Annotated in this window: 12 protein-coding genes; all 12 read left to right on the forward strand. The window is 45.4% G+C overall.

What is annotated here, in order from left to right; translation table 11 throughout:
- Window positions 1-391 precede the first annotated feature (391 nt).
- The 12 genes from AC3AQ9_RS15495 to AC3AQ9_RS15550 all read left to right on the forward strand — a co-directional run bounded on the left by AC3AQ9_RS15495 (window position 392) and on the right by AC3AQ9_RS15550 (window position 14,038).
- On the forward strand, window positions 392-1,363 hold the full coding sequence (locus AC3AQ9_RS15495; protein ID WP_488308392.1) for a formylglycine-generating enzyme family protein: 972 nt from the start codon (window positions 392-394) through the stop codon (window positions 1,361-1,363).
- Window positions 1,364-1,403: 40 nt separating this feature from the next.
- Window positions 1,404-3,698 carry an arylsulfatase gene (locus tag AC3AQ9_RS15500; protein WP_488308393.1) on the forward strand — a complete coding sequence of 765 codons (2,295 nt, stop codon included), beginning with the start codon at window positions 1,404-1,406 and terminating at the stop codon, window positions 3,696-3,698.
- Between the two features lie 195 nt (window positions 3,699-3,893).
- Window positions 3,894-5,393 carry a 4-hydroxyphenylacetate 3-hydroxylase family protein gene (locus tag AC3AQ9_RS15505; protein ID WP_488308394.1) on the forward strand — a complete coding sequence of 500 codons (1,500 nt, stop codon included), beginning with the start codon at window positions 3,894-3,896 and terminating at the stop codon, window positions 5,391-5,393.
- Window positions 5,394-5,405: 12 nt separating this feature from the next.
- Window positions 5,406-5,882, forward strand: coding sequence for a flavin reductase family protein (locus AC3AQ9_RS15510; protein WP_488308395.1), 477 nt, complete (start codon window positions 5,406-5,408; stop codon window positions 5,880-5,882).
- 20 nt (window positions 5,883-5,902) lie between these two features.
- Window positions 5,903-6,907, forward strand: a complete 1,005-nt coding sequence (locus AC3AQ9_RS15515; RefSeq protein WP_488308396.1) for a catechol 2,3-dioxygenase — start codon at window positions 5,903-5,905, stop codon at window positions 6,905-6,907.
- Between the two features lie 12 nt (window positions 6,908-6,919).
- Window positions 6,920-7,831, forward strand: coding sequence for an acetaldehyde dehydrogenase (acetylating) (locus AC3AQ9_RS15520; protein ID WP_488308397.1), 912 nt, complete (start codon window positions 6,920-6,922; stop codon window positions 7,829-7,831).
- Window positions 7,828-8,853 carry a 4-hydroxy-2-oxovalerate aldolase gene (gene dmpG, locus AC3AQ9_RS15525; RefSeq protein WP_488308398.1) on the forward strand — a complete coding sequence of 342 codons (1,026 nt, stop codon included), beginning with the start codon at window positions 7,828-7,830 and terminating at the stop codon, window positions 8,851-8,853. The genes AC3AQ9_RS15520 and dmpG overlap by 4 nt, the downstream gene beginning before the upstream one ends.
- A gap of 63 nt (window positions 8,854-8,916) precedes the next feature.
- Complete coding sequence (locus tag AC3AQ9_RS15530) at window positions 8,917-9,711, forward strand: 2-keto-4-pentenoate hydratase (RefSeq protein ID WP_488308399.1); 795 nt, start codon at window positions 8,917-8,919, stop codon at window positions 9,709-9,711.
- Entirely contained in the window at window positions 9,708-10,502 is a 795-nt protein-coding gene (locus AC3AQ9_RS15535; protein ID WP_488308400.1) for a 2-keto-4-pentenoate hydratase, read from the forward strand. Before AC3AQ9_RS15530 ends, AC3AQ9_RS15535 begins: the two co-directional genes overlap by 4 nt.
- A 5-nt stretch (window positions 10,503-10,507) precedes the next feature.
- Window positions 10,508-10,708 carry a 4-oxalocrotonate tautomerase gene (locus AC3AQ9_RS15540; RefSeq protein WP_488308401.1) on the forward strand — a complete coding sequence of 67 codons (201 nt, stop codon included), beginning with the start codon at window positions 10,508-10,510 and terminating at the stop codon, window positions 10,706-10,708.
- The gene (locus tag AC3AQ9_RS15545) at window positions 10,705-12,177 is read left to right on the forward strand and encodes an aldehyde dehydrogenase (protein WP_488308402.1); all 1,473 of its coding nucleotides are present in this window, start codon (window positions 10,705-10,707) and stop codon (window positions 12,175-12,177) included. Before AC3AQ9_RS15540 ends, AC3AQ9_RS15545 begins: the two co-directional genes overlap by 4 nt.
- Window positions 12,178-12,193: 16 nt before the next feature.
- Window positions 12,194-14,038 (forward strand): helix-turn-helix domain-containing protein, encoded by a 1,845-nt coding sequence (locus AC3AQ9_RS15550; RefSeq protein WP_488308403.1) that lies wholly within the window; start codon window positions 12,194-12,196, stop codon window positions 14,036-14,038.
- Window positions 14,039-14,063 lie beyond the last annotated feature (25 nt).

Here is a 14,063-nt window from a genome sequence, read left to right on the forward strand (position 1 = left end):
GTATTTCAAGCCTAATAGATCATATTTTCAAAAACACGATAAAAAACTAAAATCAGTTGAAGCCATAGAGACCACTATCTCTATGGCTTTTTTAATTGAAAAGCATCTTAGCAAATGAATAAACTTCGCTTCATATCATAAAAAAAGAAATTTTAATAGAACCAAAACAGTTTAAATTATTATTATTTTTAACATTTTTTGTTGTTGTTTCTAATATGATTGAAAATTAAGATAATTTAATAACAGGATTGTAAATTGCGTAGTAAATAGGGAGGAGAGAATACATTAGGCGATATGACTTTTTGCAAGGCTGAATCCAGTTGCATAAAATGTTTTCTAGAAAATAACGTATCGGAAAATGAAAGCGTTATCAAATTTGGAGGGATAGATAGTGCATTCAATACAAACGAAAAGCTGCTGTGCTGCAAAGAGAACTGCAATTGCTGAAGTTACGGAAAAAAATAAAGACGGTAATGCAATAATTCCAGTATCCGATAAGAATACATTAAAAGAAGAAATGGTTTATATTCCGGGGGGGCATTTCCTTATGGGAACGGACGATAAAGACGGATTTCCCGCCGACGGTGAAGGGCCGATTCATAAAGTAGCTGTAAAGCCGTTCTATATGGATAAATATGCCGTCACGAATAGGAATTTCCAAAGTTTCATTGAAGAAACTGGATATGTTACTGAAGCCGAACTATATGGCTGGTCGTTTGTTTTTCATTTATTTCTCAGTAAAGCGGTAATCAGAAAAGCGCCACAAAAAGTTCAACATACTCCGTGGTGGATCATGGTGGAAGGCGCGAATTGGAAATGCCCTGAAGGACCGGGAACTGGCTTGGATAGCCGTCTCGATCACCCAGTCATTCATATCTCTTGGACTGATGCGAAAGCCTATTGCAAGTGGGCCAATAAACGCCTGCCTACAGAAGCGGAATGGGAGTATGCGGCGAGAGGCGGATTGGAACAGAAGAAGTATGTCTGGGGCGATGAACTAATGCCGGACGGAAAGCATTATTGCAATATTTGGCAGGGGGAATTTCCGAAATCCAATACGAAAGAAGACGGCTATTCAGGGACTGCACCTGTAACTTCGTATCCCCCAAATGGTTATGGACTTTTTAATATGTCCGGGAATGTATGGGAATGGTGTTCAGATTGGTTTGTTAAAAATGTCAACAAACGGGGCGGCCGGTATAATCCGACTGGACCGGATAAAGGTGAGGAGAAGGTAATGCGCGGGGGATCTTATTTATGCCATGACTCTTATTGCAATCGCTACCGCGTAGCTGCCCGAACTTCCAATACACCAGACAGCTCATCTGGAAACATCGGATTCAGATGTGTAGCCGATGTTTAAAATAATCCATGCGCCAAACAAAAATTTAAGGAGGAATACAATGGCAGAAAAAAAGGTGATATCCCGTTATTTGAATAAACTTTCCGTATTTAGTACGGTCGCAGTCATGGCTTCTGCATTCACTCTTGCTGGGTGTACATCAGAAGTAAGCGTTCAGCCGGCTTCTGATGAAAAGGTAAAGTCGGTTTCAATGAGCAATACGGACACGAATGTAATTTATATTGTAATGGATGACACCGGTTTTTCTGATTTTGGAAGCTATGGCTCGGAAATAAGCACCCCCAATATTGATCGGTTGGCTGACAATGGATTAAGGTATAACAACTTTCATGCTACACCAGTCTGCTCTCCATCGAGAGCTTCGATGCTGACCGGACGCAACAATCATGCAGTTGGAATGGGACAAGTAGCCAATTTTGATTACGGGGAAGAATATCCGAATCGCAGAGGGGAAATTGTACCGGAAGCAGGAACGATTGCAGAAGTTCTCGGAGAAAATGGCTATGTCAATTACGCCCTTGGAAAATGGCATATTGCCCCGACACATGAAATAACCCCAGCCGGCCCGTTTCACAACTGGCCTCTTGGGAAAGGATTTCACCGTTATTATGGAAATTTAGAGGACTCTTCTGATCAATATCGGCCAGAGCTGACAAAAGACAATTCTTCAGTTCCGATGCCTGAAAAAGAAGATTATCATTACTCGGAAGACATAGTGGAGAAAGCGCAGCAATACGTTGTTGACCAAGTATCCATGAGACCGGATCAGCCATTTTTCATGAATCTGGCTTTTGGCGCACAGCATATGCCGCATCAAGTGCCAAAGGAATACATTGATGCGTATGATGGCGTGTATGACGAAGGCTGGGATGTAATTAGACAACAGCGATTTGAGAAGCAGAAAGAGTTAGGCGTCATTCCGAAAGATGCAAAACTTGCCCCTTCCAACCCTGGAATAATACCGTGGGATAAAATAAGTGAAGAAAAGAAAGCCGTATACACCCGGTTCCAGGAAACTTATGCCGGCTTTTTAACCCATACGGATGAACAAATTGGCAAATTGCTTGATACATTGGAAGAAACCGATGAGTTGGACAATACGATGATTGTGCTGATTTCCGATAATGGTGCCAGTTCGATCGGAGGAGAAAATGGGTCAACAAACCAAACAATCGCTTACAATACCTTGACAGAAACATTCGAAGACGTTGAAAAGAAAGCCGAACTCCTGGGCAGTGAGTCTGTTGCTCCTGACTATCCGGCCGGTTGGGCTCAAGTCAGCAACACGCCATTCCAAAAGTATAAAAACAGTATGTACGGCGGCGGAATCCGTACACCATTAATCGTACATTGGCCGGAGAAGATAACGGATAAAGGTGAAGTGCGAAATCAATTTGTGCATGTAAGTGACATTACAGCTACCGTCTATGACGTGCTTGGCATTTCCCCGCCTAAGACGATAAAAGGCGTTAAGCAAATGCCGATCACCGGAATCAGTTTTGCCGACACATTTGACGATGCTGGAGCAGTCACTAAAAAGAAAACGCAGTATTTCGAAATGAGCGGAAATCGAATGATTTATCATGATGGCTGGAAAGCTGTTTCCGTGCATACGAAAGGAAAACCATTTGAGGAGGACACGTGGGAACTTTATCACGCCGAAGATGATTTCACGGGGGTAAATAATTTGGCGAAAAAGCAGCCGCAAAAATTAAAACAGCTTGTTAAACTATGGGAGAAAGAAGCAAAAGCGAATAACGTTTATCCATTAACGGATAATTTCTTGAATGTCTTAGGGAACTTGCCGCCTGATAATCCAAGAGCGCGCAAAACCTTTGTGTATTATCCGGAAATGAGCCACTTGGGTGAATCAGCTACTCCACTCCTTTTAAATCGCTCATATGAGATTTCAATTCCTGTCAATCATTCTGCCGGGGATGAAGGCGTTCTTCTGGCTCTCGGCAATGATAAGAGCGGATATACTTTTTATATTCAAGATAACCGAATAGTTTATGAATACAACACAGGAGTTACGCGATATCAAATCGTTTCAGAGCAGGAACTTCCTGAAGGTGAATTAGCTGTTCAGTTTATTTTTGAAAAAACAGCAGCCAATAAAGGGATTGGTAACTTATTAATCAATGGCACGGAAATAGGCGAAGCCGAAATGAAAACCCTTCCGTTTAAGACTTCATTTGAAGGATTGGATATAGGGAGGGACTTGTTATATCCGGTGAGTCCGGCATATGCGGAGTTAGGGGAGTTTCCTTACACTGGAGATATTGGGAAAGTGGAATATGAATTTGAAGAAGCCAGTATAAGTACCTTGCAATAAAATAAGAAGTGAAAGCAGCTGGTTAACTATCAGCTGTTTTTTTACGAGATCATATAAACTGATTTTTCAGACAATATGTGTTGGTAGACACTCTTTTTCTCGACATCTCGTGTCATTGTTAGCGTTTACATTACGTTATATAGTTTTAACAAATGTATGGCCTACATTACGAATCATACGAAACGGAGTGATTTCATGTTAACAGGAGAACAGTATCTTGAGAGTTTGCGGGACGGGCGAGTGGTTTACCTTAATGGGGAAAAGATCGATGATGTAACGACTCATCCAGCTTATCGGAATTCCGCTTTGTCCTATGCACGAATGTACGATGCATTGCATGATCCAGCAAAACAGGATGTGCTGACAGCAATCAACGAGCATGGCGACCGCACGCATAAGTTCTTTAAGACTCCACGTACAGCAGAAGACCTGGTCGGAGCCCGTGACGCTATTGTTGAATGGTCGAAACTGAATTTCGGCTTTATGGGAAGAACGCCGGATTACAAAGCTTCTTTCCTAGGTCATCTTGAAGCCTATTCAGATTATTATGTAGGCTATGAGGAAAATGCCAAAGCTTGGTATAAAAAAGCTTCCAAGGAATTGCCGTTCGTCAATCATACCGTCATCAATCCGCAAATGGACCGCTCCAAATCACTCCATGAAAACAAAGAAGTGTTCGTACGTGCTGTAGAAGAACGCGACGATGGCATTATTGTAAGCGGTGCCAAAATGGTTGGGACGGCTGCTGCTTTAACCAACTACAACTTTGTCGCTAACTACGGACCTAAGGAATTAGGCGGCGGGGACATTAGCCACGCACTGATCTTCCTGGTACCGATGAATGCACCGGGATTGAAGATGATCAGCCGCCAATCCTATGAACTGCAGGCTAAAACGAATGGCACGCCGTTCGATTACCCATTATCCAGCCGTTTTGATGAAAACGACGCGGTAATCGTATTGGACAATGTCTTCGTTCCATGGGAAAACATACTGGCCTATAACAATGTGGAAGTATCGAATAACTTTGTAGCAGAAACTCATTTCGTCAACCGTTTCAGTTTCCACGGCTGTGCACGATTAGGGGTGAAACTGGATTTCATGGCCGGACTCCTGATGAAAGCAACGGAAGCTTCAGGAACACATCAGTTCCGCGGCGTACAGGCAAATATCGGAGAGGTCGTAGCGATGCGCAATATGATTTGGAGTCTATCGGATTCGATGGCGATGAACCCGGATATCGGACGCAACGGTGTCGCTATTCCAAACGGTGTAGCAGCCAATGCATATCGGGTGCTTGCTCCGGAAGTATGGACCAAGGTCAAAAAGATATTCGAACAGGTGGTTGCAGGTGGCTTGATTCAATTGCCATCAAGTGCTGCAGATTTCCTGAATCCTGAAATCCGTCCTTATTTGGATCAGTATTATAAAGGGACCAACACCACTGCCGAAGACCGCGTCAAACTTCTGAAAATGGTCTGGGATTCAATCGGCAGTGAATTTGGCGGCCGCCATGAATTATACGAAGTGAACTATGCCGGAAACCATGAAAATATCCGAGTGGAAGCGATGTATCATTCCATCGGTTCAGGAAATGCGGAATCGTTTAAAGCATTGGTGGATAGCGCAATGAGTGATTACGACTTGAATGGCTGGACGAATGTCGTGTGGAAAGAGAAAGTTCCTACAGTATAAGGAGGGTTCTGAATGGATAGCCGTGAATTCCGAAATGCAATGGGTAAATTCGCTACTGGAGTGACCGTAATTTCTACAGACGTCGAAGGAACCTATCACGGGATGACAGCCAATGGCTTCATGTCGATTTCCTTGGATCCGGCACTGGTGGCGATATCAATCGGTGAACGGGCACAAACACTTCAGTTAATCAAAGCAAGCGGCCGTTTTGGCGTAAGTGTGCTGGCAAAAGACCAAATCCATATTTCTAAGCAGTTTGCCGGACAAATTCCAAGTGATGAAGCCTTCCGGTTTGATGTATCTAATGGCTTTCCATTAATCAAAGAAGCACTTGTACAGATCATCTGTGAAGTAGAGCAAGAAATTGTGGCAGGGGACCATACCGTCTTTATTGGAAGAGTCGAGAAAATGACGGCAAAAAACGGAGAGCCTTTACTGTTCTCGTGTGGAAAATATGCAGAATTGGATTCGCAATACGCGATCCTTTAAACGAAAGGGAGGAAACAGATATGACTAGTGAATTGACGAACCAGCACGAAGAACCGATTTTTGATGTTGCCCAAATTGCCCATGTAGAGATCCTGTCACCGACACCGAAAGAAACAGTGGCATTTTATAAAGACATGCTCGGGATGGAAATCGTAGAACAAATTGAACACCAAACCTACATGCGTGCTTATGAAGACAATTATAAATATTCCCTGATAGTGACAGAAGCGGAAGAGGCAGGACTTGGCCATGTTGCCTGGCGGACTACTTCGCCGCAGGCATTGCACCGCCGGGTCAAAGCACTGGAAGAAAGCGGCCGGGGAACAGGCTGGGCAAACGAAGAATACGGCCATGGTCCGGCTTACCAGTTTACCACGCCGGACGGCCATAAGATGGAAATCTTATGGGAAGTGGAATATTATGACTGCCATACGGACAATCGTTCGAAACTATTGTCGAGAAGCCAGAAACGGCCGGCACACGGTGTGCCTGTCCGCCGCTTGGACCACATCAATTTAATGTCGAGCAATCCGGCTGTAGATACCGACTTCCTGGTGAAAACGCTGGGTTTTAAAGTTCGTGAGCAGATTGTAGACAACGATTACGTCGTTGGTACTTGGAATAGTGTTTCCAATTTGGTGCATGAAATCGCCTTTATGCAGGAACCGACCGGAGTTCAAGGGAAATTGCACCATGTCTGCTACTGGTACGGCGTTCCCCAGAATCTCTACGATGCAGCAGATTTGTTGAAAGACCACGGTTATTTCATAGAAATACCGCCGAATAAACATGGAGTGAGCCAAGCTTTTTGTATGTATGCATATGAGCCAGGCGGCAACCGAGTTGAATTGTTTGGAGATGCCGGCTATATGATTTTTGACCCGGATTGGAAAACACTCACATGGCAGATGGAAGACGTTCCTGGCAACGGAGATACCTGGATCGGAGCGGTATTCCCTGATTCGTTCTGGACATACGGCACACCAGCTCCTGCACCGGTTCCAATAAAAGCGATTGCTGAATAAAAGGAGGCACTCATGGAAAAAATCAAAGTAGCCATATTAGGATCCGGCAATATTGGGACAGATTTAATGTATAAAATCTTAAAGACGGACGGCTCGATGGAGTTGGTTTTAGTGGCCGGCATCGATCCTGAATCCGAAGGTTTGAAACGGGCGGGTGAACTTCAAATACCGACGACTTCAAAGGGCATTGACGGTATTTTGAAAAATAAGGACATCCGGATTGTTTTTGATGCGACAAGTGCCAAAGCGCATTTGGCCCATGCTCCTCGATTGAAAGAAGCTGGCATTATTGCTGTCGATTTGACGCCTGCAGCGGTTGGGCCATATGTGGTGCCGGCCATCAACCTCGGGGATCATTTGGAACTGGATAATGTCAATATGATTTCCTGCAGCGGACAGGCGACAACACCGCTCGTCTTTGCGGTAAACCGGATAGCTCCTGTGAAATACAGTGAAATCATCGCGACGATTTCCAGTGATTCGGTTGGTCCAGGAACTCGGCAAAACCTAGACGAATTTACGCTGACAACAGCGAATGCTTGCCAAAGAATCGGTGGAGCGGAAACGGCACGCGCCGTTCCCATCATCAACTCTGCAGAACCGCCGATTATCATGAACAATACGGTTTATGCTGTTTTAGAAGAACAAGCAGATGAAGCGGCCATACTGGAATCTATTAATGAAGTAGTGGTTGAAGTGCAGCGCTACGTGCCAGGCTACCGCTTGAAAAGCAAGCCGTATATCGATGTTCGCCATACCCCATGGGGCGATTTGCCGACTGTAATCATTCTGAATGAAGTGGAAGGGGCGGGAGATTTCTTTCCTGCTCACGCTGGCAATCTGGATATTATGACAGCAGCGGCTCAGCAGGTCGGCGAACAATTTGCCAGCCATTTATTAAACAAAGGAGGGGTGATTGCATGAAGCCGCCTATCGTAACAGACACCACATTGCGGGATGGATCCCATGCAGTCAGCCACTCTTTTACGCCGGAATACGTCGGGACCGTCGTAAGCCGGCTGGCGGAAGCGAAAGTGCCGGTCATTGAAGTCAGCCATGGTTCTGGCCTGGGGGCTTCGACTATCCAGCAAGGGTTTTCAACTCATAGTGAATGGCTGCTGATTGAACAAGCAGTAGCCAATAAGAAAGATTCCAAGATTGCATCCCTTTTCGTTCCAGGACTCGGTACGCGTCCGGAAATTCTGAAAGCGGCCGAGTATGGCGTCGAAGTATTGCGCATAGCCGTGCATTGCACTGAAGCGGATGTGTCCCTGCAATACTTTGAGCAGGCGAAAAAGAGCGGACTCGACACTGTCGGATTTCTGATGATGAGCCATACTCAGCCGGCTGAAGTGCTGGCGAAGCAGGCGAAGCTGATGGAAAGCTACGGGGCAGATTGTGTCTACGTCGTTGACTCGGCTGGAGCATTGGTTCCGGAAAGTGTCCGGGAACGCGTGGCGAGATTGAAAGACAGCTTGTCGATCAATGTCGGTTTTCATGCCCACAATAATTTGGGGCTTGCCATTGGCAATACGGTTGCGGCTTTGGAAGCAGGAGCGGATCAGATTGATGGCACCCTGCGCGGCCTAGGTGCAGGAGCCGGCAATGCGCAAACAGAAGTTCTGATAGCTGTCTTGAACAAAATGAAAATCGAAACAGGCATCAATTTGACGATTCTGATGGATACGGCGGAAGAAATTGTTGCCCCAATTTTTAAATATCCGAGCATCATCGACCGCGATAACCTCGCGACAGGATATGCGGGCGTCTATAATAGCTTCTTGCTCCATGTTCGGGAAGCTGCTGATAAATTCAATTTGAATCCCGTGGCCATCATCGAAGAATTAGGTCGCCGGCACGCAGTTGCCGGACAGGAAGACTGGATTCTGGATGTAGCCCTCGAATTGCAGCAGAAAGAACTGGCTCCAGAAGAATTGGTGAAATAAACAGGGATGCCGTTGATGAGTTTTCGTTGACGGCTTTTTTCCCTAGAAGAAAGGACTGCGAATATGGTTGTAATTCAACAGCTTGCCAACGAACTTATCGAAGCGGAACGGTCGAAAAATCCAATTGCGCCATTTACTGAACGCTTTCCAGGTATTACTTTGTCTGATGCTTATCATATTCAATTGCACTATGTAGAGCAGAAAAAAACAGGCGGGGCGCGCATCGTCGGCAAGAAGATCGGAGCAACGAGCAAAGCGATTCAAGCGATGTTTGAAGTTGATCAGCCGGATTACGGGCACTTGTTCGATACGATGATGTATGCAGACGGTGATACGGTGCCGCTTGAAAAACTAATCCAGCCGAAAGTGGAATGTGAAATCGCTTTTGTGCTGAAGAAAGAGTTGAAGGGACCGAATATCACAGTGCTGGATGTAATGGAAGCGACGGATTACATAGTGCCTGCCATTGAAATCATTGATAGCCGCATTGAAGACTGGAAAATCCGATTTGAAGATACCGTTTCGGATAACGGTTCATCTGCTTTGGTGATAATGGGAACAAAGCCGACGAAGCTGGATGGCTTGGATCTCAGTTGTTTGGGAATGAACGTTTTTCAAAATGGAAAATACCTTGAGTCGGCAACCGGTGCAGCCGTTTTAGGCAACCCGCTAAACGCCATTGCATGGCTGGCAAATGCCTTATCGGCTTATGGCGTTTCTCTTTTAGCAGGTGAAATTGTGTTGACGGGTGCTTTTACAGCAGCGCTTCCGGTGCAGGACGGCGATACATTTACAGCTGAATTTGCCCATCTTGGTTCTGTATCCGCCAGTTTTTCGAAAGGGGAGAAGTCTCAATGAAAACAGTATTACTTCGAAATATAGTAGAGGATTTATTTCAAGCCGAAAATAAAGTCCAGACCTTGCCGCAGTTTGCCCAGGATATGCCGGACTTCGATGAAGGCAAGGCATACGATGTGCAGGAACTGCTGATCGAAAAGAAATGCAGGGAAGAAGAAACCACGGTTTCCGGCTGGAAGCTCGGTTTGACCAGTAAAGCGAAACAGCAGATGATGGGCGTCCATGAACCTTCGTACGGAGTGCTGTTAAAAAACATGAGCCTGGAAGAAGGGCATTCTCACAGCATCGATGGCTTTATCCATGGCAAGTTGGAGCCGGAGCTGGCATTTGTATTCGCTGAAGATGTCAAAGGAGACCATATAACACCAGCACAAATCATGAAAGCAACGGCCTATGTGCTGCCGGCGTTTGAAGTAATCGACAGCCGCTTTGAAGCGTTTAAATTCACACTGCTTGATGCAGTGGCAGACAACTCGTCTTCCTGCCGCTATATTCTTGGCAACCAAATTCTGCCGCCGGAAGCAGTGGATATGCGCCTGACCGGCATTGTGTTCCGGAAAAACGGTGAAGTCGTCGCAACGAGTACATTGGCAGCGGTTATGGGCAATCCGGCTAGCGCCATTGCCTGGATGGCCAATAAAATTGCTAAGCGCGGGCAGTTTATCCAAAAAGGTCAGGTTGTTCTGAGTGGCGCTATTACACAGGCAATCCATATTGAACCCGGCGACCATTTCTCTGCATCGTTTGATGGGTTTGGAACTATAAATGCCAGTTTCAAGACAGGAGAGTGAATAAGATGCCATTCATCCAAATCACCATCGCTGAAGGACGTGAACCTGAAAAAATGGAACAGCTGATATCTGAAGTAACGTCCACTGTGTCAGAGGTGCTTGGTGCACCTAAGGAAAATGTCAGAGTGTTGATCACGGAAGTGCCGACGACTCACTGGGGAATTGCCGGCCAATCGATTTCAAAAAGAAAAGAGGAATCCAAATGACTACAGTCGAAACTAAGGTAAGACAAGTCCAGCATTTCATAAACGGAAATTATGAAGCTTCTTCTGATCAGCAAACATTCGAAGTTAAAAATCCAGCGACACAAGAAGTGATCGCCGTCGTTTCAGAAGCAACGGAACAAGATGTGGAAAGAGTATGCCAAGCCGCACGGGAAGCGTTTGAACACGGACCTTGGCGCACGATGCCCTTAGCGGAACGCTGCGCGAAAATTCGCCGGATGGCAGAAATTATTCTGGAGCGAAAAGAAGAAATTGCCCGCTTGGAAGCTCTGGATGTAGGGAAACCTTATAGCCACGCAATTGCAGCGGAAGTTCCGCGTGCCGCGCATAACTTGAAGTTCTTCGCTGATTTTATGGAACAAAAAGGCGGGGAAACTTATCCGATGGAAGACGCGTTCATCAACTATACACGCTATGAAGCGGTTGGTGTAGCAGGTCTGATCACTCCATGGAATGCGCCGTTCATGCTGACGACATGGAAACTTGGGCCTTGTTTGGCAGCTGGCAATACAGCAGTCATCAAGCCGGCGGAAATGACGCCGTTATCCGTTTCGTTGCTTGGTGAAATTGCGAAAGAAGCCGGAATTCCGGATGGAGTCGTCAATATCGTCCACGGTAAAGGCAGCGTAGTGGGAACTGCGATTACGAAAAACACCGATGTTGATCTGATTTCCTTCACCGGTTCAACTGCTACCGGAAAAGCGATTATGCGCAACGGTGCAGAGACGCTGAAAAAGTTCGCTTTTGAGCTTGGCGGCAAAGCCGCTAATATCATATTTGAAGACGCTGATTTGGACAAAGCCATTCCGGTCTCAATCCAAGCTGCTTTCTTGAATTCCGGGCAAGTCTGCTTGGCGGGTTCACGGATATTGGTACAGCGTTCCATTTTGGAAACATTCCTTAAAAAATACAAAGCAGCAGCAGAAGCGTTAGTTGTCGGTGATCCACAAGCCCCTGAAACAAAAATGGGTCCGCTCGTCAGTGAGGAACATTTCAATAAAGTGAAATCTTACTTGGAAATCGCCAAAGATGAAGGCGCTACTTTAATTACAGGAGGCAGCACGCCAGACTTGGCATCACATTTAAAAGACGGTTACTATCTTCAGCCGACGGTTTATTTGCATGAAAATCCGAAAGCACGAATTTGCCAGGAAGAAATTTTCGGGCCGTTGGTGACAATCATTCCTTTTGATACTGAAGAACAAGCCTTGCAAATTGCCAATGACACGGAATATGGTCTGAACGGCGTTATCTGGACAGAAAATCTGAAACGGGCTCATCGCATCTCACACGGGGTGAGAGCAGGCACCATCTGGGTCAATTGCTGGTTTGTCAGGGATTTGCGGGCACCATTCGGCGGTTTTAAGAAAAGTGGAATTGGCCGGGAAGGCGGCCACCATAGCTTGGAATTCTTCACTGAAGCGAAAAATATCTGTATTGCCTTGAACTGAAGGGTGGGAAAGCGTAATGGAACAGAAATTATCTTCGAATCGTGAAACTTGGGATGAAATGGCGAATAGACAATCCCAACAACTTCGAAAAGGCCGCTCAATCGAGTTTCCACGGGCGTCTTTTTCAGCATGGCAGCTGCAATTGATCAAAACGCTCGGCTTGGAAAAAGTGAAAAAGAATTTTTTTCAGTTTGGCTGGTCGCAGGGAGAAGATATGGCTCAAAGCGTCAAGCAGCAAGGAGATTTGGATTTAATTTCTCAAATGCTTCATGGAGCGGAAATCCATGAAGCATTTGGCCAAGCGCATGTCACCATAGATGTCAAAAAGATTGAAATCGCCGAAAACGAAGTGGTTTCTGTACTCTTCAAAGGCAGGTGGAACGAGTCCTTTGAGGCATCCAATTACATTAATGAAGGAATAACGGCTGTAAAACCGGTTTGCTACACTTTATGCGGCTTTGCCAGCGGTTATATTTCCACTTTGATCGGCAAGGAAGTGTTCTTTAAAGAACATGCTTGTGAAGCAAGTGGAGAGCTCTATTGCCAGTGGGAAGGAAAGCTGCTTGAACACTGGGATCCATGCGAGTATGAACGTTTTTTAGGGACAGATCCGGAAGAGAATCCGGTTCCATTTTCAAAAGTTGAAGAAGAACGAAACCGCCTTCAGATGGTCATTGATATCCACAATGAACTTACTGAAGAATTAATCCGTTCAAACCGCTTAAAGAACATTTTGGGCATTGTAAAAAGATATATTTCAGAACCGATCATCATTGAGAATCAGAAAGGCCAAATCACTGATTTTGAGAATATCAGCCTGGAAGCTGCAACTGATTTACAGGCTCCTTTTCATAAACGGCTGAAAGAATGGCCGATCCAGAAAACAGAATTTCTTCAATGCGGACATTATGGCCGATTAACGGCTCCCATCTATATACAGAATCAAATTCTGGGGTATTGCTCGTTTATTTACGAAAAAGATGAACAGACGCCAGAGGAAATCGATCGGATGATTCTTGGCCGGCTGACATCCATCAGTGCATTGGTATACTTGAACAATAAGAACATTATGGAAGCTAATGCCCGGACAAAAGGAATTTTGTTTGAGAAAATGCTGACGGATGGCTTTGAATCGAAAGAGCAGATTATCCGCGAATTGAATTTATTGAATATTGATGTGTCGGGCAAATACCATGTCGCTTATTTGGCACTTGGCTACAATGAATTTGATGAAGAAGACAATCTGTCGACTTTCACGAGTATTTACGAAGAAGTCGTCCAGTTCTTTCAGGAGCGCAGTTATGAAGTTCTGCAAGTTCAGCGGGCAAACGGAATCCTGTGCTTTATCCCGGAAGACGCTGAACATGAACTGATGCACAATGGACCGGCCATTTTTTATGAACGCATCCGGCGCTTTTATCCGAAAATCCATTGCCATGTAGGCGTCAGTTCAACTTGCCAGGATCTTAGCCAAGTAAATGATCGAATGAAAGAGGCAATGACAGCAGCCCGATTCACAACGGAACTTCAGCCGACGATTTCTTTCAACGAGTTGGGAATACTCGGGATCCTAGTCCATTCGCAGGAGGAAAAAGCAATCCGTAAAATAGCCGAAATGGAATTAGGTGCGCTGTACGGGACGACTGATCAACAAAAAGATTATATGCTCACACTGTATGAGTTTTTAATGAACGGCGGAAATCTTGAAGTCACTTCCTCTAATCTGAAGTTATCGGTAAGCGGACTGCGCTATCGCATCAACCGCATCAGCGAAATCGTGAAAGTCGATTTGCGTGATTCCGCGACGCAATTCGATTTGCTGCTGGCGCTGAAAGCACTGAAGGTCATTGGGGAATTTTAAAAAGAAGCCTGGAAGAGTTTTCTTC

The sequence above is a fragment of the Planococcus sp. VCh962 genome (assembly GCF_057748275.1).

Excerpts from the sequence above, each read along its gene's own strand:
- AC3AQ9_RS15550 (WP_488308403.1), top strand. The coding sequence starts at position 12,194 with ATGGAACAGAAATTATCTTCGAATCGTGAAACTTGGGATGAAATGGCG.
- AC3AQ9_RS15540 (WP_488308401.1), top strand. The coding sequence starts at position 10,508 with ATGCCATTCATCCAAATCACCATCGCTGAAGGACGTGAACCTGAAAAA.
- AC3AQ9_RS15500 (WP_488308393.1), top strand. The coding sequence starts at position 1,404 with ATGGCAGAAAAAAAGGTGATATCCCGTTATTTGAATAAACTTTCCGTA.
- AC3AQ9_RS15505 (WP_488308394.1), top strand. The coding sequence starts at position 3,894 with ATGTTAACAGGAGAACAGTATCTTGAGAGTTTGCGGGACGGGCGAGTG.
- dmpG (WP_488308398.1), top strand. The coding sequence starts at position 7,828 with ATGAAGCCGCCTATCGTAACAGACACCACATTGCGGGATGGATCCCAT.
- AC3AQ9_RS15520 (WP_488308397.1), top strand. The coding sequence starts at position 6,920 with ATGGAAAAAATCAAAGTAGCCATATTAGGATCCGGCAATATTGGGACA.
- AC3AQ9_RS15535 (WP_488308400.1), top strand. The coding sequence starts at position 9,708 with ATGAAAACAGTATTACTTCGAAATATAGTAGAGGATTTATTTCAAGCC.
- AC3AQ9_RS15545 (WP_488308402.1), top strand. The coding sequence starts at position 10,705 with ATGACTACAGTCGAAACTAAGGTAAGACAAGTCCAGCATTTCATAAAC.
- AC3AQ9_RS15515 (WP_488308396.1), top strand. The coding sequence starts at position 5,903 with ATGACTAGTGAATTGACGAACCAGCACGAAGAACCGATTTTTGATGTT.
- AC3AQ9_RS15530 (WP_488308399.1), top strand. The coding sequence starts at position 8,917 with ATGGTTGTAATTCAACAGCTTGCCAACGAACTTATCGAAGCGGAACGG.
- AC3AQ9_RS15510 (WP_488308395.1), top strand. The coding sequence starts at position 5,406 with ATGGATAGCCGTGAATTCCGAAATGCAATGGGTAAATTCGCTACTGGA.